Genomic DNA, 20,282 nt, shown 5'->3' with positions numbered 1-20,282 from the left:
AGGCTTCGCGTCGATCGTGAACTCGCGCGTTGCCTCGGGGCCGCCAAAGGCATCGATCTCATTGATGAGCGCTGCCGCACATGCTCCGTCCGCAACGCTTTGCCCCCGCTGGAGAGCCACCATGTCGGCCCGCTTCAACTGGCTGAGCCTCATGGTTTCAGCAGCGGACGGCATTGCGGCCGACAGGGATCAATGCAGCCGCCGTCAGCGCAACAGAATTGGATTTTTGCATTTTTGAACTTGTCCCACCCTTTGTATGCGAGGACATTACCCTGGCGGCATCGCCCCGGAAAGCGGTCATGGCCAAGGAAGCTGCAATATTTTCATGGACTTGGATGACAGCAGCTTCGCTGATCTCATCGTAACGCTCGACACTGTCCTGACGGGCAAGAGCCGAGTTGAAGCGGAGCGTACGGCGCGCGCCCAATGCGCCATCGCGAGCGATCCCGTCGATTTCGTTACAGGCATGCGGGAATACCATCTGTCCGACGGCGGCTGCTCCAAGATACGCGCGAACGAGGAGGGGAGAGGTCTGGTTGACCTCCAACAGCAGACCAAGTCAAGGAATCCTGGAAAACTCCTGAAGCCAAGGCAGCGGCCGATGCCATGGGACAGATGATCGCCGTCGCCGTCGGGCGTGTTCTGAATCCCGGGTGAACCGACATTGCGAATTGTTCAACTGACGCCCTCGATCGCCTTGTCCGGTGTCTCTGTGCTATCGGTAGCCGCGGCCCATCACTCTCGGGCGGAAGATTTCCTTCTTCGTAGTAATGCTTCACGGGGCTGCGCGGCAGGTCGTTGCGGAAATCGCCCGTCACGCCGCCGAAGCCGACCGTGATGTTCTTGCCGATCAGCAGCTTGGGCCCGTGCTTGTTCCCGTTTGCGGGGTTGCGGGCGTAGAGGTGGGGACTTCCGTCAGGGCCAAGGCCGTAAACGCAATCGAGGTCTACGCTCGGGGTGCGGAAGTTCTCGATGCCGAGCGGATCCTTTTCCTTGTCTCCCAATGAAGTGAGATCCAGCGTGATGTCGTGGTCCACGAACTGGCCGAAATAGGTGAACCCCGCCGGGATTTCACTGTTGCCGGTCTGGCTTGCCGGATCCGGGTCCTTCATCGAGTTGGCAAGGACCTCGAGCTTGGCATCAGAAACATGGAGGGCATCGAGGTTGGGAAACATGCGGCCGAACATGCCCGGGTCTTTGTGCCCGGACAGGGCGTCGAGCAGCGCCCGCGTAGCATGGCGTCCGGCGACGCCGTGGCCAGGCGTCGCCTTGATCGCGTTCGCGACGACGGCAGGCGTGGATTCAAGGCTGGTGACCTTCGCGGCAAACACCGCCGCGGGGGAAGATGATTTGGGTTTCAATGACACGTGAGACTCCTGGACGTGTATCGGCAACCGCCTGACACGTTGAAGGCCCCCGGCCTTGGACAGTCTCCGCCCAATGTTCTGCCGATGCGCAGCAGCTTCTTGCGGCCTCATCCATTTGGTCCGCCCCGCGGGCAATCCACTACACCCAACGGTTGAGGTTTCCGTTCGGACACGTCATGCTACCTTTCGGCCGGCGCGCTTGGGGTGGAAGCGATGAACAGTTTGAACACTGGTGCCGGACTCACGGAGTTCCTGCGAACCGAGAGGCGGCAAAAGCTCCGCAGGTCCGGCAAGGGAGGAACCTGCTCCTCCGGGGCCGCCGCTCGCCGCCGTGGCCGCTGCCCGGCCGCTGTTCGACAACTCGCTTTCGATACTGAACAGGACCGGGGCCTATCACATCGCCAAGGATCTTTGCCGGGAGTTCGTGCCGGAACGCGCGCGGGTCCGGTACTGGCGGCTCGGCTCCAGGGTTCCCGAAGGGCTAGTCCGCAAGATCGTTGCCAGACTGATGGTGCTGGAAATGAGATGGCTCAAGGACAGCGGGTCCTGTTTGATCGGAGGCAGGGCTGATGACGGCAGTGTCCGGGTCTTTCTCGATCCCCTCTATGTCCTGAGGTCGGAGCTGGCCGAAAGGGACATCGTTCTTTGCCACGATGTCGGCCCGTTGACGCATGGCTTCCTCTACGATCCCGGAACCGTTAAGAACTACCGCGCCGCTTACGAGAAAATCCGTCGGCAAGGGCCCGGCGTCGTCTTCGTCAGCGACTGGTCGAGAGGCAACTTCATTTCGCTTTACGGATCGGGCTTCCGGTTCCTGGAGACCATCCCCCTTTACGTGCGTACGGAGCTTTTCGACGGCCCCTTGGAGGTTCTCCCCGCTGTCGACGGCCCGTTTTTCCTAACGGTCGGAGCTTTCGAAACCCGCAAGAACCAGATCGCCGCTCTCGAGGCCTACCGGAAAGGCGGGTTCCATGCGCAGGGAGTCAAATATGTCCTGTGCGGTCCGCGGGGCGATGGCCACCTACAGATAATGGAGTTCGCGAAATCGGTGCCGGGCGTAGTGATGCCGGGATATGTGCCTGACAGCCAGTTGCGCTGGCTCTACGCGCATGCCGAGGCGTTCGTCCTGCCGAGCCTTCTGGAAGGGTTCGGAATGCCCGCCCTGGAGGCCGCATACATGGGTCTGCTGCCGATCGTGTCTGCAGGAAGCGCGTTGGTAGAGGCTGTGCAAGGCGTCTGCACGCAAGTGTCGCCAAACGACCCAAAGGCGATCACATGGGCGATGCGGCAGGCGCTTTCCCGGTGTCCCTGTGAGAAAGCGGAGACCGGCCGCTTGTTGCGGGAGGTGGCGTCACGCGCCTCGAAAGAGCGCTTCCTGCAGCGGTGGAGCGATTTGCTGCGGGCGTGCTGAGGCGGTTATCGAAGACGAGCCAGCCTACGCCCTTTGCGAAAAAGTAGCGTTTCGGCATCCGCTTCCTTTCGGACCTTGCCATTGGCGGCTGCTACCGCTGGAATGACCGCGGCGGCATGTTGGCATGGTTCTGGGGAGCGCTTTCCTGGCCACGCACCATGTGGCTTATGGCTGTGACGTTGGTGCCGTCGATACAAGCAGGGAAAATTTCATTCCCGATCCATTGCTTGTTCTCTTGGAGGTTCATCAGGAACCGCCCGCATTTGACGCAGTAGTGGGTCTCGGAATCGATCTCGTGCGAGAAATACTGATAGGACATTCGGTCACGCTTTCCGTTAATGCCCGGCGTCCTCCGCGCGCCAAGCCGTTTTCCCATTGTTTGAAACGTGAACTAATGCTTTCCGTTCCCGCTGTTAAGAAGCGGCAACGGCGACATACTGTCCTCCGGGGTTTCGGCTGATTGGTTGAGAGGGGCGACGATCCTCGTTCTGAATTTCCTTGCAGCCCTCACGCCCCGATCGGCATTTTCAGCTGCTGGCCGGGGAAGATGAGGTTCGGGTTGTCGATCACCAGCGGGTTGGCGCACGATGCGCTGGAACTGGGTCGTGCTGCCATAGTGCTCCTCGGAGATCTTCGACAGCGTGTCGCCCGGCTTCACCACATGGATGCGGAAGCCGATATAGTTCGCGACGATGCGCGGGCCGTAGATCACCGGCACGATCACCTTGTTGATCTCGGAGCCGTCCTGCGCACTCTCCTCGAACACCTCGACGGACAGCCGGTCGAGCTGGAAGGCGGCCGCGCCTATCGCCGCCTGCACCAGGAACTGGCCGTGCTCGCCGGTGCCGCCGCCGACATTGAAGAAGCCGGTGCGCTCGTCATGGCCGTCATGGACGCGCCAGTTGAGCGTCGCTTCGAAGCCTTGGCCGATGCCTGCAATCAGGACGGGATCGCCGACGAGATCGAACGGCTCGGCTGCTGGATGGAATTGGGCATGGCATTTCCCCCTCACATGCCGCCCGCCTTTCCCCAACGGAAGGATACCTCAGCAAGCGGCGGGTGGCGAAGTGAGGACGCATCGCAATGCGCGTCTCTCCGAATTGGCAGGATGAGAGATGCGGGAATTTACGCTCCAGCCTGTCCTGTGGAAGGCCTCGGAGCGGGAAACCAAGCCCGCACTGCCTGCCGGGGAGCCGCACACCGGAAGGCTTCCCTGTTGCGCCGGGCGCGCACTCTCGTGGCGGAAACAATGGCAAGGGCCACGAAGAACAGGATGCCCGGATCGGGGGATCCACCAGCCAGCGAGCTGGCCACGACGCTGGCAAGGGCTGCGTTCCTCACGCTGGCTACGACGGCATCGGTCTCCGGGTCGACCCAAATCCGCAGCTTCCCCATTCCCCTGATCAGGACGCCAAGCAGGATGGCCATCATCAACGATCCGAAGAAGCCGAGCTGGGACAGGACGGCGATGGGCCAGCTTGAGGCCCTCGAGCTGCCGAACCCGATGCCAAGGCCGCTGGTGTCGAGGAATGCCTGCAGGCTTTTGACGTTCCAGTAAGTCCGTTCCTGACCCGAGGAAGATTCCGCCTTGTTGATGATGGTGGAGTTTATCAAGTTGACGAACGGCTCGAAGATCGCCGGGTTGTAGAGACTGATCCCCATAATGGCCACGCCGCCGACCACCATCAGCGCCGTGATCAGTATCTCGTCGCTTTCAACCCTTCCCTTCAGGACCGAAAGCGCTATCGAGAAGGCGACCGGAATGCACAGGAAGGCCAGGCCGACATATGCGGTCGAGGATGTCGACAGGACGACGAGCAACAGCAGGATGGCAGCCAGCCACTGGGCCAGGCGTGATTTGGTCTTTCTCCAGTATGTGTAGCAGAATGCCAGGCATGCGAGGGAAACGCTGCCGAAGGACGAAGCCTCGGAGAACGCTCCCGTGATCCGCGTGAATCCAGCCTCGACCGCCCCTGTTATTATTGCGTAGTTTGCCGTCTTGATCGGACCAAGCAATTCCCCGGCTCCGGCATTTTTGCTGATGAAGTCGATCAGCCCCAATCCCGTGTGAAGGCCGCACCACAGGAAGAAGCCGCGGCGTACCTGGTCTATCCTGTTGGAGTGCAGCAGAACGGCGCAGAGTGCGATCGCGGTCAGGCCGCCAAGGACGAAGTAACCGGTCTGGGAAATGTTGCCCGAAACCGGGGCAAGGGAGGCCTCGACGATGGCGAGCCTGGTTTTGGACTGCACGAAGACGCTGGTCTGGCCCGCGAAGAACCTCGGAAACAGCCACGATCCGATAATCGCGTAAGCCATGAGGCTGGTCAGGATCCAGACGGGACGGATGCTTCCGAATACGTTGCCGAGATCGAACCAGATATGACGCCTGGCCGCGACGGCCGTCACGAGCAGGGCGGCAAAAACGGTGTAGATCAGCGGAGACGATCCGCCCAGTGCGGTCAGGGTCATGACGGCCGTCGCGCCGAAAGCCGTCGAGGCCATCAGGCCGATGATCAGCATCCCCCTGGAATAATACGCGACCACCAAAATGGCCGCGCACACCAGCAGCCCGGGCAAAGAGACCTGCATTTTTGCTCCAGCCTCCCCGCTGAGAGGCGGCATGGGATGTTCCGCACGCCGCCAGAAGCTGTCTTAAGCGGAGCATAGTTCGGCAGGCGGATGTTCCGGGCAAGGGGGCCAAAGGAGGTAGCCGGGCGTCCGGCACCGTCGGGCGAGTGCGGCTACTCCTTTTGGAGGCTGCCTGCGGCGGTGTGCGCCAAGCTTACGCATAAAAGCTGAACCGGGTCCATGTCCCGGCATGGCATGCACGCTGTAAGGTGCTGTGGCGGGTTCGCAAGGATGTCGAGATGGGTTCCTTTTCACCTGCGGGGACGGCCGACGGCAGCAAGCGCGTTGCGTCGGTGGACTCCCTCAGATGTTTCGCGATGACGGCAGTTGTGGCCCAGCACTGCGGGCTGATGCCGTTCGGCTGGACGGGCGTCTGGCTGTTCTTCGTGATTTCGGGTTTCGTGGTGACGCTCGCGGTTATCGAGAGACCGACTGACCGGCCGCCGCTGGAAAGGTTGCGCGGCTTCTTCCGCCGCAGGACGATCCGGATCGTTCCCGTCTACTATGCCTATGTCGGCGTCGGGATTCTGGCGAGCCTTGCTGCGGGGGCCAGCGTCGATCTCTTCGACCTTCTTTCGCTGCTGGGCTTCTACCACAACGTGGCCATGGGACTTGGACGTGGCCAGTTGTCTGATTGGCCCGTGGCGCATCTTTGGACGATCTCGGTCGAGATGCAGTTTTACCTTGTTTACGGGACTGTGCTCGTCCTGGCGTCGAGGCGGACGGTGATCGCCATCCTGTTCGCCTCCTCGTTGCCGCCCCTCTCATGAGGTTTGCAGTGTCGACGGAGTTTGCCAACATCGGCCTCGACAGCGAAGCCAGCGCATACGGGATCTATTCGGGTTCCTTCCTCCACACCGATTCCTTCGCCATGGGAGCGCTCCTGGCGTTCGCAAGCCATTACGGCCGGCTGCACAAGCTGGCCCACCCTCTTGCTTGGGCGGGAGCTGCCCTGATGATTGCCTACGTCGTCACCTACACTTGGATGAACTATTTTGTGGTTCACGCCCGGGGGATCGACATTGTGAAGAATGTGGTCTCGGGCATCCTATGGGGCCAATACCGTGAGGTGTTCCTGTACACGGCACTGGCAGTGGCCTCGGGAGGTCTGGTGGCGCTTGCAGCGACAGGCGACCGGTCCGTGTCCTGGCTGCTGAAGTCGCGCCTGTTCCGACGTATCGGAGAAATATCCTACGGTGCCTACATCGTCCACGCGCTGGCGATCAACGCCGCCGCCTTCCTTCTTTCCAGTGTCGCCGACCTGTCGGGGCAGCCGATTCTGAGAAGGCTCGTGATCTTCGCCCTCTCCTACGCCATCACAGCCACGGTCGCGGAACTGTCCTTCAGGTATTTCGAAAGCCGCTTCTCGGGCAAACGGAAGCCCCGCTTAGGCGAAACGCAACCGTTAGGCATTGGTTAATCCACGCGGCTGTACCCTTCCTACGAACGGCGGATCCACGCGCTTGCAACAGCCTAAAGAACGAGTAGACCCAAAAAATGCCATCTATAGAATGCCAGATTGCAGGCATGCTTTTGCTTTTAATTAGAAGTACCCGTGGTAAAAATGACTGCGGAAACGTACTGGTGCGGGTAGCAGGCGGGCTGTTCAGGGTTCCGGCATTTGCGAGGAGGAGAACGGCATGACTGACCAGATTGTACATAGCGTACTCGGCCCCAAGGAAGTCAGGCAACTCCAGGAAGTCTACGAGCGGGCCAGGGCCGTGAAGGCCAAATATCCGGAATGCCACCTGGCCAGCAAAGCCGCCAAAAAGCTGATCGATGCCTTTGAAGCAGTGATGCAGCCTGGCGAGACCGCTTTGTTGGACGAAACGTGGCTTTCTGAGGCCGAGCCTCAAGGACACGCCTGAAGCCGGGTCGTCCCTGAGTTCATGACTTCGGTGGTCTTGCCGGCCAAGTCATGAAGCCCTGCAATTCTCCATTATCCCATCGAAACGATGGCAGCCCAAGTGCTGCAGTCACAGGCCTCTCAGCCAGGGGCGCAATGGCCACGGCCATGCTGACCACCTATCCGGAGGTGTTCGCGGGGTGTTGCTCTGTCCCAAGCAGCAGCGCGCCAACAACCCGGCATTAGGTAAGGTAGCTAACGCCACCAATTTTCCCGCAAGTCCCCCATCGCTGAACGCGAAAAGCCAGTTGCCGGGCCTGCAACCGCTTTTCCCAATGGAATTTTCGCACGCCTATTGGTGGAATTTTCGCATACGCGCTAATCGATTTTTCGGGTGGCGTTTGCTACCTAATACCGCAACAACCCGCGGCTAGTTGCCACCTAGCCGGGAATTTTACCCCCGGGCCGCGCGTCCCGCGAAGCGATAGGGGAGCCGCTGGGCGGGGTGGGTAGCGACCCCCTATCCTGTCTTCGCGATCGCCGCGTGACAGGCCGCGCAAGCAAACAGCCAGAGCGGGCAACCGGATATTCGGCCTTGAAGTAATAGGCCGTCAATGGTGCTTTCGAGGTAGAAATATCGTTGCCGAAGAGCGCAAGCAGATCCCGTCTCCGCCAATCGGATGAGGTTCTGCGCCAAATAAACGCATGCTTATCCGTTGGTATGATGTCTCTGACCAACTGCGTATCTGGCAAGCTCGGCGAATAACTGGCATTCAGAGACTGCCTATTATAAGTTGTGGCAGTCGAAACAAGCCAGCGGTTTTTCATGCAGACACTTTTGGAATTCATACGCTCGCATCCCGTGGGGGGTCATTGTCGAAGGACGACTGGGGAAACAGCGAATTCCTTGGTGTTGCCGCAAAAATCTACAAACCCCATTCAGTGATATGCCGACAGGGCGACGACGACGACAGGGTTTTCATCGTAAGATCCGGTTGGGGTCTCCTTTACCGCGGCCTTCAGAACGGGGAACGGCAGGTCATCGACACTCCACTCCGGGGCGATTTTGTCGGGTTCCGTTCCGTCGACGGACCGCGTTTAACATCGCTGGCATCCGTAACCGAGCTTGCCGTTTATGAGGTTCACAGGAAGGATCTGATGGAGGCCATTGCGTCGGACGGCATCCTCGGGAACAAGATCACCTGCTCCGAGGCCCGCCAGAACGCCATTCTCGCCGAGCATCTCATGAGCGCCGGGCGGCGGAACGCGATCACCAGGACGGCCCACCTCCTGCTCGAGCTGGAGGAAAGGCTCTCCGTCGTCGGCCTGGCGTCACGCGGAAGGTATGAGTGTCCCCTCACCCAGCACGAAGTGGCCGACCTGCTGGGAATGACATCCGTTCACGTCAACCGTACCTTGGGGGAACTGCGCAAGGCCGGTCTAGTCTCATTCAAAGCGGGCCATGTAGAGGTGATCAACCGCCAGAAGCTGGTCAAGACAGCCGGATTCGACAAGGAATACCTCAGATAACCTTCAGCATATGCGGCGGCAGCGGCCGCACCTTTTAACCACGGACTCAGAAATTTAGCAAAAGCTAACATAAGTTAATGACGGATTACTAAAGATGCCATAATCTATCAAAGCTGTTCTCGCCAGGCGAAGGCGAAGAACTTGCAGAAAGCCGCAGCTGGGGTTCTGTCCTCAAGCTTTCGCAAGGGGTGGGTCAAATTTTCGATTTTTTGAGACTGCAAAAGGGGCTGATCGGCCGCCGGGGGCGGCGTGTGTTGGAAAAGGGTGGGTATTAGTATGGATTCCACAGCAGGACAGCATAATTATACTTCAGCCAATCAGTCCGGAATAACCCCGAGGGGGGCGGAAATTGTCCAGGGACCGCGGGCAGGCAGCGAATGTCTCCTAATCCTGGACGGAAGGGCGCTCGACCGCGAATGCCTCGCCTCGGCACTCGTCGACCACGATCTGGGCATGGCCGTCGCGGCGATGGGTTCCGTCGAAGAATGGCGCAGGAAGAAGGGTTCGCACCCTCCTGTTGGAGCCATCCTTTACAACCTCGGCGGCCGGAAGATCACCGATCCCGGCATTGCAGACGAAATCCAGCGCATTTCGTCCGAGTTCAATTCGGTACCTGTGGTCATCCTGGCCGGCACCGACGACCTTGCACAGATACTGACGGCTCTCGAATGCGGTGCGAGGGGATACATTCCGGCTTCGGTCGGAATCGACGTCTGCGTCGAGGCAATCAACCTCGCGGTAGCGGGAGGCATTTTCGTCCCGGCGAGCAGCGTCCTTTCCATGCGCCACCTGATCGATTCGGGCAGCCGCGGCGACATGCAGCCATTGACGGGAATGTTCACGATCAGGCAGGCCGAGGTCGCCCAAGCGCTCCGGCGCGGCATGGCGAACAAGATCATCGCCTACGAATTGAATCTGCGGGAAAGCACCGTGAAGGTTCATATCCGAAACATCATGAAGAAGCTGAAGGCGACCAACCGCACGGAAGTCGCCTACAAGATCAATGAACTCTTCGCCGACGGCATCCTGTCACAAGAATGATCTCAGGCGATAAGGAATGGTTCGCTGTGTGGGTAGTCCGGCGGGCCGTTCGCGTCTTTCAATGGCTTCTGAAAGCCGGGGGTTCTCCGTTTCGACGATTGAAAGCATCCGGGAGCCGCTCGATATAAATTGCGGCAGCTCCGGTGCGGTTTGTCGCCCCGAGTTTCCTGATGATCTTCTGTAGGTGGATTTTGACCGTGTGCTCGGAGACGCCGAGGTTCGCCGCAATTATCCTGTTCTGCAGTCCCTTGGAAAGTTGCTGCATCACCTGGTGCTCGCGAGGAGTCAGGTCCATTGCCAGCCCTGCTGCCTGAGCCGACCGCACCATCTCCGGTTTCGTGAAGGGCCGGGTGGGACGCCTGCCGGATTTGCGCTCCCATTCAAGCGATCGGGATACGATTTCAGCGAGATTGTCGCGGGACGGATGCCATCCCAGCTCTCCGGACAGCATGCTGCAATCCGCCACGGACATGCCTACGTCCCCCGCCCTCCTTGGGTGGGGTTTCACAGCGAGATCGACGCCGGATTGCTTCCTGACCGCCTCGATCACTTCGAGTACGGAGTGGCCGCGTCCGTATCCGCAGTTCACGGCAAAGCTGCCGCCTTCGCGACGGAGCCTTTGCAGGGCAAGACGGTGGATGTCGGCCAAATCGCTCACATGGATATAGTCCCTGACGCAGGTGCCGTCGGGAGTGTCGTAGTCGGTGCCGAAAACGGGAACATACAGACGTTTGCCGACCGCCGCCTCACAGGCCACCTTCAATAGGTTGCCCGGACCCCGTCCCGCAGGGCCGGCTCCGACCGCATTGAAGCAGCGCAACGCGGCGCACCGGACGGAGTGTGCTCCCGCCGTGTCGCGGAGCATCGCCTCGGCCATGAGCTTGGACTTCCCGTAGGGAGACACGGGCGACAATGCCGCATCCTCCCGACACTGGATCCCGGAATTGCCGTAAACAGCCGCCGTGGAGGAAAACACGAAGTGCTTCACTCCTGCGCCGATGCAAGCCTCCAGGACCGTGCGGGTAACCGCAGTGTTGTTGCGGTAATATTTGAGAGGGTTCCAGACGGATTCTTCGACCGAACCGGAGCCGGCCACATGTATGACGGCATCTATGGCGAACGTCCCCAACAGCTTCTGGACTGTCTCGAGGTCACCGGCGTCGCCGTGGATGAATTGAGCCTTGATCGGGACAGCGGACCTTTCGCCTGAACTCAAGTCATCGAGCACGAATACCCTCTCGCCCGCTTCCAGCAGGGCCAGAACCGTGTGGCTGCCGATATATCCCGCACCCCCAGTGACCAGTACAGCCATTTTCTCCTCCCTGGCGACAGGAAGGTTGCCACCGTAACCGCCTTGGGGCGATTCACCAAAACGGTTGAACCGGGAAGCAAAGCCATCAATCCGGTGACGGTCCGCCGCCGGGCATCCCCCATAAGTGCTAAACCGATGACCTTATGGAGAACGCGAAATCCTTAATCGGACGGGTAGACTGCGGACGAGTTGGAGTGTTCCCATGTCCGAGCAAAGCCTTCGTTTCCAAAAATCCGTCCGCCTGCAGGAACGCGCCCGCGAATTGATCCCGGGCGGCTGCCACACCTATGCGAAAGGCGAGGACCAGTATCCCGTTCTCGCGCCGGGGTTCATCGAGCGCGGTTCGGGATGCCATGTCTGGGACGTCGACGGAAACAGGTACATCGAGTTCGGTATGGGCAACCGGGCCGTCGGACTTGGTCACGCCTACCCGACAGTAACCCGGGCGGTCGAGTCCGTCCTCGGCGGAGGCTCCAATTTCACCAGGCCCGCCAGGATCGAAGTGGAGTGCGCCGAAACGTTCCTGGAACTCATCGACGCGGACATGGTGAAGTTCTGCAAGGACGGCTCGGATGCGACTTCGGGTGCCGTCAGGCTGGCCCGAGGCTACACGGGGCGCGATCTCGTCGCCTGTTGTGCCGACCATCCGTTCTTCTCGACCGACGACTGGTTCATCGGGACCACACCAATGAACTCGGGCATCCCCGAGGCCGTCCGGAAACTGACCGTCACCTTCCGGTACAACGACTTCGCCAGCGTGAAGGAATTGTTCGACAAGTACCCGCGCAAGCTGGCCGCACTGATCCTCGAGCCGTCGCGCGGCGACGACCCACGCGACGGTTTCCTTCACGAGGTCCAGCGCCTCTGCAGGGAAAACGGTGCGCTGTTCATTCTGGACGAGATGATCACCGGGTTCAGGTGGCACACTGGCGGCGCTCAGAAACTCTACGGCATCAAGCCGGACCTGATGACCTTCGGCAAGGCGCTGGGCAACGGGTTCTCCGTATCCGCGCTCGCCGGGAAACGTGAATACATGCGTCTCGGAGGGCTGGAGTACACCGACCGCCCGAGAGTTTTCCTACTGTCCACCACCCATGGCGCGGAAACCCATGCGCTAGCCGCGGCGATCGCCACCATGCGGATTTATCAAAACGAACCTGTGATCGATCAGCTTCACCGTCAGGGCGAGAAGCTCAAGGACGGCATCGGAGAAGCCGCCAGGCGGCATGGGGTGGACGGGCACTTCCAGGTGGTCGGCCGTCCCTGCTGCCTTTCATTCGCCACCCTCGACCGCAACGGCCATCCGTCACAGGCATACAGGACCCTGTTCATGCAGGAGACGATCAGGCGCGGAGTGCTGATGCCGTCTCTCGTCGTCAGCTACACGCACGATAACGAGGCTGTCATGAAGACTATAGAGGCCGTCGACGGAGCGCTGGCCGTCTATGCACGGGCGCTGGAATCGGGAACCGATCGCTTCCTTGTCGGCCGCCCCTCCCAGGTCGTCTTCCGCCGCTACAACAGAGGCGATGAACCCGCCGAGATCATTCCGATCATTGCAAAGGCGTAGGCGGCGGCTACGAAAGTCAGCTCGCGGCCGCGGCGGCTCGGTCGTCCGCGTCAACCGAGAAGACCTGTCTGCCTACCCAGGTTACGGCTTCCTCGATCGTGTCGAAATTCCTGTGGTCCCCGCTCAGAAGACCGAAGCCGATCTCGAGGAACCATTTGCCCTTGGTGGAGTAGGCCTCTTCGTCGATCTGGGTCAGGACCGCGACGAGCTGGTCGGATTTCCAGACCAGGACACCGGATTCTCCACCCTCTACGGTACCGATCCGGGCTTCGCTGAGCGAAAATCCGGGCGCAATTTCTCGTTTGTCCACTTGATGAAAGCCCCTCAACTTCAAAATTGATAGTAAAATCCGACAGCCTCGAGGCTGCTTCTGTTATGCAGGACGGCAACAAGGCGAATTTGTTAACAGATCGCCGGCCGAGTTCAATATCCTCTCAGCCTAAAAATTCACCCAGCTGTCATGCCCTCTCGGCAAGTTTTGCTAAATTTGTCGGGAAAGACTTGCAAGATGCTGTATTTGCAGCATTTATTGATTGTTACGAGACAATGCTGGCCGTGATGCGGCGGCTAAAGAATTTTCGCTTTCCGGAGCGTGAAAGCCTCCGCGAAATGCTCTGGTGCCCGGCACTCCATCCCGCGCAGCCTCGCAAGCCCGGCGAACGTCTCCCGGTCGAACCAGTCCTTGGAGCGCTGGGTGCCAAAGTGCTCGTGAAGCAGTCCGATCTTGCGCTCCATGATGTCCCCCGTGAGCGGCACATAGGCATTGGGCTGGCTGAGGTCGCCGTCCCACTTCGGGATCTCGTATTCGAGCACGAGATGGTCGCGGAAGACGTTCCAGGTCAGCTGGTTGACCTCGCGATGGTCCTGGTGCGCGTCAAGCCGGGCGTGGGTGAGCACCACGTCAGGACGGACACGCGCTCTGACATCCATCAGCCACTGCTTGATCGCACGGCTCTGGGAAGGGAAATAGCTGTCCTCGAACTCGGCGATCTCGATTTTCGAGGTCCGCGAGCCTTCGAGGAATGCTTTGGCCGAGGAAGTGGCTTCGGCCGTCCGCTGGCCGCCTGCGCTCAGCACGCACCAGTGGACATCCAGCCTGACCCCTGATGCGATCAGGCTGAGGATAGTGCCTCCCGCGCCGATCTCGATGTCATCGGAGTGGGCACCAAGGCAGAGGACCGAGAGTTCCTCCCCGCGACGGGCGAGGCCAAGCCCCATCATGACGCCGCCGCGACTACATTGCGCCTGTTCTTTTCGGCGGTGATCTTCGCGTTCCAGGGCATGTCGCCCTTTTCGACCATGTCTTCCAGCGACTGCCAGTCGCGCAGCGTATCCATAGAGCGCCAGAAACCCTCGTGTTTGTACGCCATCAACATGTTGTCGGCGATCAGGCGCGTGAAGGGTTCGAGCACGAGTTCCTCGCCGTCGCGCATGTAGTCGAAGATTTCCGGCCGGAACACGAAGTAGCCGCCATTGATCCAGATCTCCGACGTTTCCGTGGTGCGAAACTCGCGGACGCGGCCGTCCTCGGCGATGTCGGCAAGGTGATAGGTCAGCGGCGCGCGCACCGCGAGGAAGCAGCCGATCTTGCCGCTGGCCTCGAACTTGGCGATCACGTCCTCGAGGTCGACGTCGGTCAGCCCGTCGCTGTAGTTTGCGAGGAACATTTTCTCGTTTTTGACGTGGTCCTTCGCAGTCCAGAGGCGCTCTCCGATGTTTCGCCAGATGCCCGTGTCGAGCAGCGTCACGCGCCAGTCTTTGTCGGCGTCATTGAGGAGCTGGACATCCCTGCCGCCGCCGGACACGACGCAGTCGGCGAATGTCTGCGGCCGGGTGTTCAGGAAGAACTCCTTTATGACGTTGGCCTTGTAGCCCAGGCACAGCACGAACTCGTCATGGCCGTAGTCGCTGTACCACTGCATGATGTGCCGCAGGATGGGCTGGTGCCCGAGCGGGATCATCGGCTTGGGTACGCTTTCGGAATAGTCGCGAATGCGGGTACCGCGCCCGCCACAGAAAAGAACGACCTTCATTTCCGCAACTCCGATGGATCGATCACTGTCACGAAGGAATCGGCACCACGAATTTCGCGCCCCAGGCGGCGACATGGTGCATCTGCTGGATGATCTCATCCTTCAGGTTCCACGGAAGGATCAGGATGTAGTCGGGCTTGGCCTGGTCGATCGCTTCGACGGGCTTGATCGGAATGTGCATGCCCGGCGTGAAGCGGCCGTGCTTGTAGGGGTTCCGGTCGACGGTGAAGTCGAGGAAATCGGGGCCGATGGCGCAGTAGTTGAGGAGCGTGTTGCCCTTGCCCGGCGCGCCGTAGCCGCAGATTTTCTTGCCTTCGTTTTTGGCTGCGATCAGGAACGCCAGGAGGTCGCGTTTCGCGCGCTGCGCCTTGTGGCCGAAGGACGTGTAGGTCGACATCTCCGTCAGCCCGTGCCGCTCTTCGCGGTCGAGGAGTTCGGCAACGCTGTCTTCCGCCGCCCAGCTGCTGATGCTGTCCTCGTGGACGAGGTAGACGCGGAGAGAACCCCCATGCGTGGGCAGTTCCTCGACGTCGATCACCCGCAGCCCGTGGCGGGCCGCCATCACGTCGATGGTCAGCAGCGAAAAGTACGAGAAGTGCTCGTGGTAGATCGTGTCGAACTGGTTCTCGGCCATCAGCCGCTCGATGTGCGGAAATTCGAGCGTGACGACACCTTCCGGCTTGAGCAGGATTTTAATGCCGGCGACGAAGTCGTTGAGGTTGGGAACCTGCGCCAGGACGTTGTTGCCGATGATGAGGTCGGCATGCAGTCCTTCGGCCACCATCTGCTTCGCCAAGCGGACGCCGAAAAAGTCCACGCGGGTCGGCACGCCCTTTTCTTCGGCGGCGCGCGCCACGTTGGCGGCAGGTTCCACACCGAGCACGGGGACGCCGAGCGGCAGGAAATGCTGCAGCAGGTAGCCGTCGTTGCTGGCCAGTTCCACTGCCAGGCTGCCGGAACCAAGCCCAAGGCGCTTGGTGATCCCCTCGCAATAGGCCTTGGAGTGGGCGACCCAGCTCGTCGAGAAGGAGGAGAAATAGGCGTATTCGCTGAAGATGGTCTCGGCGCTCATGTACTCCTTGAGCTGCACCAGATAGCACATGTCGCAGACTAGGACGTTGAGCGGATAGTAGAGTTCCATCTGGTCCAGCTGGTCGGCCTGCAGGTAGCTCTCGCACGGAGGCGACATGCCAAGGTCGACCAGGGTGTGGCGCAGGCGTGATCCGCAAAGCCTGCAGCCGACGTCCCGGCGTCCGCTCCGATCTCGACCGATTTCGACAGCTTGAATGTTCATACTGGGTCCCCCGCTGGATTTGAAAAAGGCGGAGACGCGGTGGCCTGACGCTGAACCTGTGGCTGCCGCGCCTCCGAGAGAGTGCGTCTTTTTCGACAGGGGCAAGTTAGGACGGCGGCGACTGGGATTCGATTTCCCAATCCGGTGCGCACGTTAATCCTTATAGTGAAACGGGCGCGGGCAGTGACCCCTCCGAAACCGCCGAACGGGGTAATGAATCTGCGCGGCATACCGCTATCGGAGAAGCCACCTAAGGCTTAGGTAGCTCTTCCTGTTCCGGCTGATGTTGCCCGACACTCGGGCTGCCGGTCCTTGCCCGGCCACCGGGGGTTGAGGGCGACATGCAGTTTACCGAAACGGAACTGAAGGGTGTGTGGCTGATCGAGCCGACGCCGGTGATTGACGACCGCGGTTCCTTCACGCGCGTCTTTTGCGAAAAGGAAATGGCCGACTGCGGGCTGGCGACACGCTTCGTCCAGCACAGCCGGTCGCATTCCGTCAGGAAGGGAACCCTGCGGGGACTGCATTTCCAGGAGGAGCCGTATACCGAGGTGAAACTCGTTTCCTGTGCCCGGGGCGCAATCTTCGATGTCGTTGTGGACCTGCGCCCCAACTCGCCGACCCGCAATCGCTGGCTGGGCTTCGAGCTGACGCCCGGAAACATGAAGCAGGTCTACATCCCCGCAGGCTTCGCCCACGGGTTCCAGACGCTGACGGGCGACGCAGAGGTCTCGTACCTCATTTCGCAGTTCTATACGCCCCACGCCTCGAAAGGCGTCCGCTACAACGACCCTGTCTTTTCGATAAATTGGCCTTTGATGCCGACCGCGGTGTCGGAAAGGGACAGAATGTGGCCTCTGACCAGGAAGCTTGTCCACTAGCGTTCGCTGCCGCCCGTCACAGTCAACTTGCCGCTTTCTCTCTTGGCCTTGTCCGCTTCGACAAGGCCAAGTCTCCTGTATTTAAAACTCCTTCGAGATCCAAATCCCATGGCCGAACTGCTTGGCCATTGGACAACGGCTGAACTCCGGTCGACAAAGTCAAGCGTAGGTCCTGCCGAAAGACAGCGACGCGTTCAAGCGCAACAAGTGCATGAGATCACTGCGGTCTTTTTGATTCCGGTTCAAAGAGTCCAAGGATAATCACGCACTCGTGAGCGCGGTACTTTCCGGCTACCATCAACTGGTAGTAATCGTCCCGCTCGTGGGCGCAATATCCTTCTGAAGTTCATTATTACGGAAACCGTCAAGAATGATCTTGCGCGCCGCGCTTCTTTTTTGATTTTTGCTCTCATGACAATGCCTCCCTTAGCACCGTATTTCCAGATCCCGATTCTATGCAAACCGGGTCGAGTGATGTCTTTAGCGTGGCGTTCGGGAACTTGTCTCGGAGTACCATCTTTAAAGGGAATTATGCACTTTGACGGACACCCCACGGTTCATCCGCACCCTTCCCGAGGTTTCACCCGGTCTCCCGCTGAAGTCCGAGGTCAGAGCAGGCAACTTTCCACCCATTCACGTTCCTGAGCGCTTCAGCAGATGGCCTTGGAGAGGCTCCCGGTGCCGCATCCCACGTCAAGGATGCGCTTGCAGTTCCGCAAGTCGGAGAAGTCAAGGAATGGCTGGGCGAGGCGGCGACTCCATCGCCCCATGAGTGGCTCGTAGCCGGCGGCATTCTTCGCCACAAACGTTGAAGACATTGCTTTCCCTTCGGCCGTCATTCCCCAGCCAGCGGTCGTTACCAAGCGCAGGCGGTAGTCGGGATTGTAGACGAAAAGGTTGCCTGGACTGTGTTCGCGGCAATCCAGGATCGTCTTAGCCCGCCTCGCCCAAGAGGCCGTGATCCGACAGCATGACGGCGGCGGCGGCCACTTCCCTGAACGGCAGTCCCGAGCGCTCCGCGATCGAGAGCAATGAATGCTTCCCGTCGGCAAGGTTCAGAACCCATAGCAGCGACATTGAGGTCGCCTCCTGGGACTTTTGCCCTCCGAGCGCAGCGTAGAGCCCACGCCTGCCGAGTTGCGGTTCGCATTTCGGGAAGAGGTTCAGAGGCGTCCAGTCCCCTTCGACGATATCGATCACGTCCGTCAGGATGCGGAAGGAGTCCGCCAGGTGCTCGGGATCGATGAAGTCGAGATTGTCGGCCGACGTATGGTATTCGGGAAAGGTGCCGTAGACGCTCCGCTGGAACATGCCGACGGGAAGGTTGAAGCCCGGCGAGCAATATTGCCGTTCGTCATAGCCGTAAGGAGAGAAATCCATCAATTTCGCCCCGGCTTCATGCCCGAGCACGTGGGCCATGGCGCGGTCGATGAAGGCGTCGCCGCGGCGGCTGCGCTTGTATGAAGGGCGTCCCGCGTCCCCCACGCAGGAGAGCACCAGTCCGTGGTCGATGAGATGTGTCCGGTCCTCGTTCCGGGCCAGCCACGTGATCGCGCCGATCGTGCCCGGAGCGAAGAGAAAGCGGTAGCTGTATCGCGTTTCCCTCCCGGCCAGGTGCTTCGCAAGGGTCGCCAACAGGGCGAGGCCGGAGCAATTGTCGTTGGCCAGCGACGGATGGCAGATGTGCGCCGACAGGAGGAATTCCCGTTCCGTCTTTCCGCGGTGCAGGTATTCGCCGTAGGTCAAGCTGCCGTCCTTGAGTTCGGAGTCGATCTCCACCCGGTAGAGGCCGTCGGGCAATTCGGATACCCGTTCGTAGGCCATGCAGAAGCCCCATGCCGGAGCGTAATAGGACGTGCGGTAAGGGATCAAATCCGGCTGCACCGGCAACGTGTGGATGTGTGGTCTCAACTTGTCGAGCGGCAGGATTCCCTTGAATGGTACGCTGTAGTTGACGACGTGAAGATTGCAGTCGGCAAAATCCACGACTGTTTTCCCGTCCGGCCCCGTGATGATGGCCGACCGGATGTTCCATTCCTGCGGGACGGTCCAGTCCAACACCCGCGTCCCCGAGGGCACCTCGTGCCGCTCGAGGGCAACGTGATCGGACAGCACATCCAGCGTCCGCCGCACGCCCTCTCCCGTGATGCTCCTGCAGACCGGAAACAGCCGTGCGGCCAAGGCATGGATTTCGTCGCCGACACCCGTGGGAGGCGACTGTTCAAGGCCGTCCGGCTTCACGTGCTCCATCGCGGGTCACTCCGCCGCGGCTACCAGAGGCCCCGCAGGCTCCACAACCCTCAACCGGTCGTCCAGAAGCCCGTTGGCGAGAAGATGCCTGATGTGGCCGATGCGCTGGAACCGCGGTCCCTCGAACTCTTCGAGCGTCACGTTCGACGTCCTGTAGGCTTCATAGAGCTGCTCGGCACCCTTGCGTGCGTCCCATTGCGGCTTGAAGGCGGGGAGGGCGAGCGCGATCTTGTCGAAGCTGACGCGGTAGGAGCGCTTGTCCGGCCCGGCGTCGGACGCGAATTCGAGCCGACAGCCCGGCACGACTTCGGCGACGATCTCGGCGATCTCGCGGATTCTGTAGTTGTGGTCCGTCCGCCCCACGTTGAAGGCTTCGTTGTGGACGGCGTCCCGCGGCGCTTCCAGCCCGGCGATGAACGCCCTGGAAATGTCCTCGATGTGGACGATCGGCCGCCACGGCGTACCGTCCGATTTCAGGAGGATCACCCCCTTGGTGACAGCCCAGGCGACGAGGTTGTTCAGCACGATGTCGAAGCGGAGCCGCGGCGACAGGCCGTAGGCTGTAGCGGGCCGGAAGTAGACGGGGGAGAAACTGCTGTCGGCCAGCTCGGAAATGTCCCTTTCCGAAAGGACCTTGGACCAGCCATAGGCCGTAACGGGGTTCAACTCGCCCGTTTCGTCGACGATCCCGTCGCCAGCTTGCCCGTAATTGCTGCACGACGACGCGAGCAGGAAGCGCGACACGCCTGCCTCCTTCGCGGCCGTGGCGAGGCGGACGCTCCCCTTGTGGTTTATCTCGTAGGTGACGTCGGGATCGAGGTCGGACAGCGGATCGTTGGAAAGTGCGGCCAGGTGGATGACGGCATCGAATCCTTCGAGGTCCTGCGGCCGCACGTCCCTGACATCCTTCAGGATGGATGGGACGGAAGCCTGGTCTCCGCCCGCCTCGAAGCTGCAGCGGCGGTAGAGATCGCTGTCGTAGCCTGTCACCGAATGCCCCGCGCGGAGCAGCATCGGCACCATCACCGAACCGATATAGCCTTGATGGCCCGTCACCAGAACTTTCATCGCGCACCTCTTCTCAAGCGGTTTGATCGCGCAGAGGCTACTTGGGCCGGA

At 60.5% G+C, this 20,282-nt stretch carries 19 protein-coding genes and 1 pseudogene; 8 read left to right on the top strand and 12 right to left on the bottom strand.

What is annotated here, in order from left to right:
- Positions 1-157: 157 nt before the first annotated feature.
- Positions 158-481 carry a hypothetical protein gene (locus ACG873_RS00955; RefSeq protein ID WP_394885652.1) on the bottom strand — a complete coding sequence of 108 codons (324 nt, stop codon included), beginning with the start codon at positions 479-481 and terminating at the stop codon, positions 158-160.
- Complete coding sequence (locus ACG873_RS00950) at positions 459-1,367, bottom strand: hypothetical protein (RefSeq protein ID WP_394885651.1); 909 nt, start codon at positions 1,365-1,367, stop codon at positions 459-461. The genes ACG873_RS00955 and ACG873_RS00950 overlap by 23 nt, the downstream gene beginning before the upstream one ends.
- 331 nt (positions 1,368-1,698) lie before the next feature.
- On the opposite strand from ACG873_RS00950, the gene ACG873_RS00945 reads away from it, so the two are divergent.
- On the top strand, positions 1,699-2,778 hold the full coding sequence (locus ACG873_RS00945) for a glycosyltransferase (protein WP_394885650.1): 1,080 nt from the start codon (positions 1,699-1,701) through the stop codon (positions 2,776-2,778).
- 91 nt (positions 2,779-2,869) lie between these two features.
- On the opposite strand, the gene ACG873_RS00940 is transcribed toward ACG873_RS00945, so the two are convergent.
- The 3 genes from ACG873_RS00940 to ACG873_RS00930 all read right to left on the bottom strand — a co-directional run bounded on the left by ACG873_RS00940 (position 2,870) and on the right by ACG873_RS00930 (position 5,367).
- Complete coding sequence (locus tag ACG873_RS00940) at positions 2,870-3,097, bottom strand: hypothetical protein (RefSeq protein WP_394885649.1); 228 nt, start codon at positions 3,095-3,097, stop codon at positions 2,870-2,872.
- A 72-nt stretch (positions 3,098-3,169) separates the two neighbouring features.
- Complete coding sequence (locus ACG873_RS00935) at positions 3,170-3,790, bottom strand: Gmad2 immunoglobulin-like domain-containing protein (protein ID WP_394885648.1); 621 nt, start codon at positions 3,788-3,790, stop codon at positions 3,170-3,172.
- Positions 3,791-3,903: 113 nt separating this feature from the next.
- Entirely contained in the window at positions 3,904-5,367 is a 1,464-nt protein-coding gene (locus tag ACG873_RS00930; protein WP_394885647.1) for a hypothetical protein, read from the bottom strand.
- A 278-nt stretch (positions 5,368-5,645) separates the two neighbouring features.
- Here ACG873_RS00930 and ACG873_RS00925 point away from each other — a divergent pair, with 278 nt between their 5' ends.
- The 5 genes from ACG873_RS00925 to ACG873_RS00905 all read left to right on the top strand — a co-directional run bounded on the left by ACG873_RS00925 (position 5,646) and on the right by ACG873_RS00905 (position 9,823).
- Positions 5,646-6,176, top strand: a complete 531-nt coding sequence (locus ACG873_RS00925) for an acyltransferase family protein (RefSeq protein WP_394885646.1) — start codon at positions 5,646-5,648, stop codon at positions 6,174-6,176.
- 8 nt (positions 6,177-6,184) lie between these two features.
- Entirely contained in the window at positions 6,185-6,826 is a 642-nt protein-coding gene (locus ACG873_RS00920) for an acyltransferase family protein (RefSeq protein ID WP_394885645.1), read from the top strand.
- A 220-nt stretch (positions 6,827-7,046) separates the two neighbouring features.
- The gene (locus ACG873_RS00915; RefSeq protein ID WP_394885644.1) at positions 7,047-7,274 is read left to right on the top strand and encodes a hypothetical protein; all 228 of its coding nucleotides are present in this window, start codon (positions 7,047-7,049) and stop codon (positions 7,272-7,274) included.
- 851 nt (positions 7,275-8,125) lie between these two features.
- The gene (locus ACG873_RS00910; RefSeq protein ID WP_394885643.1) at positions 8,126-8,782 is read left to right on the top strand and encodes a Crp/Fnr family transcriptional regulator; all 657 of its coding nucleotides are present in this window, start codon (positions 8,126-8,128) and stop codon (positions 8,780-8,782) included.
- A gap of 276 nt (positions 8,783-9,058) precedes the next feature.
- On the top strand, positions 9,059-9,823 hold the full coding sequence (locus tag ACG873_RS00905; protein WP_394885642.1) for a LuxR C-terminal-related transcriptional regulator: 765 nt from the start codon (positions 9,059-9,061) through the stop codon (positions 9,821-9,823).
- A gap of 58 nt (positions 9,824-9,881) precedes the next feature.
- Here the strand turns inward: ACG873_RS00905 and galE are convergent, their stop codons facing one another.
- A complete protein-coding gene (galE, locus tag ACG873_RS00900; RefSeq protein WP_394885641.1) occupies positions 9,882-11,135 on the bottom strand; it encodes a UDP-glucose 4-epimerase GalE in 1,254 nt (417 codons plus the stop codon).
- Positions 11,136-11,337: 202 nt separating this feature from the next.
- On the opposite strand from galE, the gene ACG873_RS00895 reads away from it, so the two are divergent.
- Positions 11,338-12,705 (top strand): glutamate-1-semialdehyde 2,1-aminomutase, encoded by a 1,368-nt coding sequence (locus tag ACG873_RS00895; RefSeq protein ID WP_394885640.1) that lies wholly within the window; start codon positions 11,338-11,340, stop codon positions 12,703-12,705.
- A gap of 16 nt (positions 12,706-12,721) precedes the next feature.
- Here the strand turns inward: ACG873_RS00895 and ACG873_RS00890 are convergent, their stop codons facing one another.
- The 4 genes and pseudogenes from ACG873_RS00890 to ACG873_RS00875 form a co-directional block, all read right to left on the bottom strand.
- The gene (locus ACG873_RS00890) at positions 12,722-13,015 is read right to left on the bottom strand and encodes a hypothetical protein (protein WP_394885639.1); all 294 of its coding nucleotides are present in this window, start codon (positions 13,013-13,015) and stop codon (positions 12,722-12,724) included.
- Positions 13,016-13,272: 257 nt separating this feature from the next.
- Positions 13,273-13,926, bottom strand: coding sequence for a PIG-L deacetylase family protein (locus ACG873_RS00885; protein WP_394886117.1), 654 nt, complete (start codon positions 13,924-13,926; stop codon positions 13,273-13,275).
- Positions 13,923-14,738 carry a sugar phosphate nucleotidyltransferase gene (locus tag ACG873_RS00880; RefSeq protein ID WP_394886115.1) on the bottom strand — a complete coding sequence of 272 codons (816 nt, stop codon included), beginning with the start codon at positions 14,736-14,738 and terminating at the stop codon, positions 13,923-13,925. The genes ACG873_RS00885 and ACG873_RS00880 overlap by 4 nt, the downstream gene beginning before the upstream one ends.
- Positions 14,735-16,032, bottom strand: a pseudogene (locus ACG873_RS00875) (methyltransferase domain-containing protein). Before ACG873_RS00875 ends, ACG873_RS00880 begins: the two are co-directional and overlap by 4 nt.
- Before the next feature lie 341 nt (positions 16,033-16,373).
- On the opposite strand from ACG873_RS00875, the gene rfbC reads away from it, so the two are divergent.
- Positions 16,374-16,913, top strand: a complete 540-nt coding sequence (rfbC, locus tag ACG873_RS00870) for a dTDP-4-dehydrorhamnose 3,5-epimerase (protein ID WP_394886113.1) — start codon at positions 16,374-16,376, stop codon at positions 16,911-16,913.
- A 933-nt stretch (positions 16,914-17,846) separates the two neighbouring features.
- Here rfbC and ACG873_RS00865 read toward each other — a convergent pair.
- Together ACG873_RS00865 and ACG873_RS00860 are read right to left on the bottom strand one after the other, a co-directional pair.
- Positions 17,847-19,163, bottom strand: coding sequence for a DUF4910 domain-containing protein (locus ACG873_RS00865; protein ID WP_394886111.1), 1,317 nt, complete (start codon positions 19,161-19,163; stop codon positions 17,847-17,849).
- Between the two features lie 6 nt (positions 19,164-19,169).
- A complete protein-coding gene (locus ACG873_RS00860) occupies positions 19,170-20,231 on the bottom strand; it encodes an NAD-dependent epimerase/dehydratase family protein (protein WP_394886109.1) in 1,062 nt (353 codons plus the stop codon).
- Positions 20,232-20,282 lie beyond the last annotated feature (51 nt).

Origin of the sequence: Allomesorhizobium aridi, assembly GCF_043769475.1 — a bacterium.
Taxonomy (GTDB): domain Bacteria; phylum Pseudomonadota; class Alphaproteobacteria; order Rhizobiales; family Rhizobiaceae; genus Allomesorhizobium.
Note: the sequence above shows the minus strand (reverse complement) of the source record. Positions and strands in the feature narration are given on the sequence as shown.

Coding starts and splice junctions, on each gene's coding strand:
- ACG873_RS00955 (WP_394885652.1), bottom strand. CDS start 481: ATGGTATTCCCGCATGCCTGTAACGAAATCGACGGGATCGCTCGCGAT.
- ACG873_RS00940 (WP_394885649.1), bottom strand. CDS start 3,097: ATGTCCTATCAGTATTTCTCGCACGAGATCGATTCCGAGACCCACTAC.
- ACG873_RS00930 (WP_394885647.1), bottom strand. CDS start 5,367: ATGCAGGTCTCTTTGCCCGGGCTGCTGGTGTGCGCGGCCATTTTGGTG.
- ACG873_RS00925 (WP_394885646.1), top strand. CDS start 5,646: ATGGGTTCCTTTTCACCTGCGGGGACGGCCGACGGCAGCAAGCGCGTT.
- ACG873_RS00915 (WP_394885644.1), top strand. CDS start 7,047: ATGACTGACCAGATTGTACATAGCGTACTCGGCCCCAAGGAAGTCAGG.
- ACG873_RS00905 (WP_394885642.1), top strand. CDS start 9,059: ATGGATTCCACAGCAGGACAGCATAATTATACTTCAGCCAATCAGTCC.
- galE (WP_394885641.1), bottom strand. CDS start 11,135: ATGGCTGTACTGGTCACTGGGGGTGCGGGATATATCGGCAGCCACACG.
- ACG873_RS00895 (WP_394885640.1), top strand. CDS start 11,338: ATGTCCGAGCAAAGCCTTCGTTTCCAAAAATCCGTCCGCCTGCAGGAA.
- ACG873_RS00885 (WP_394886117.1), bottom strand. CDS start 13,926: ATGATGGGGCTTGGCCTCGCCCGTCGCGGGGAGGAACTCTCGGTCCTC.
- ACG873_RS00880 (WP_394886115.1), bottom strand. CDS start 14,738: ATGAAGGTCGTTCTTTTCTGTGGCGGGCGCGGTACCCGCATTCGCGAC.
- rfbC (WP_394886113.1), top strand. CDS start 16,374: ATGCAGTTTACCGAAACGGAACTGAAGGGTGTGTGGCTGATCGAGCCG.
- ACG873_RS00865 (WP_394886111.1), bottom strand. CDS start 19,163: ATGGAGCACGTGAAGCCGGACGGCCTTGAACAGTCGCCTCCCACGGGT.
- ACG873_RS00860 (WP_394886109.1), bottom strand. CDS start 20,231: ATGAAAGTTCTGGTGACGGGCCATCAAGGCTATATCGGTTCGGTGATG.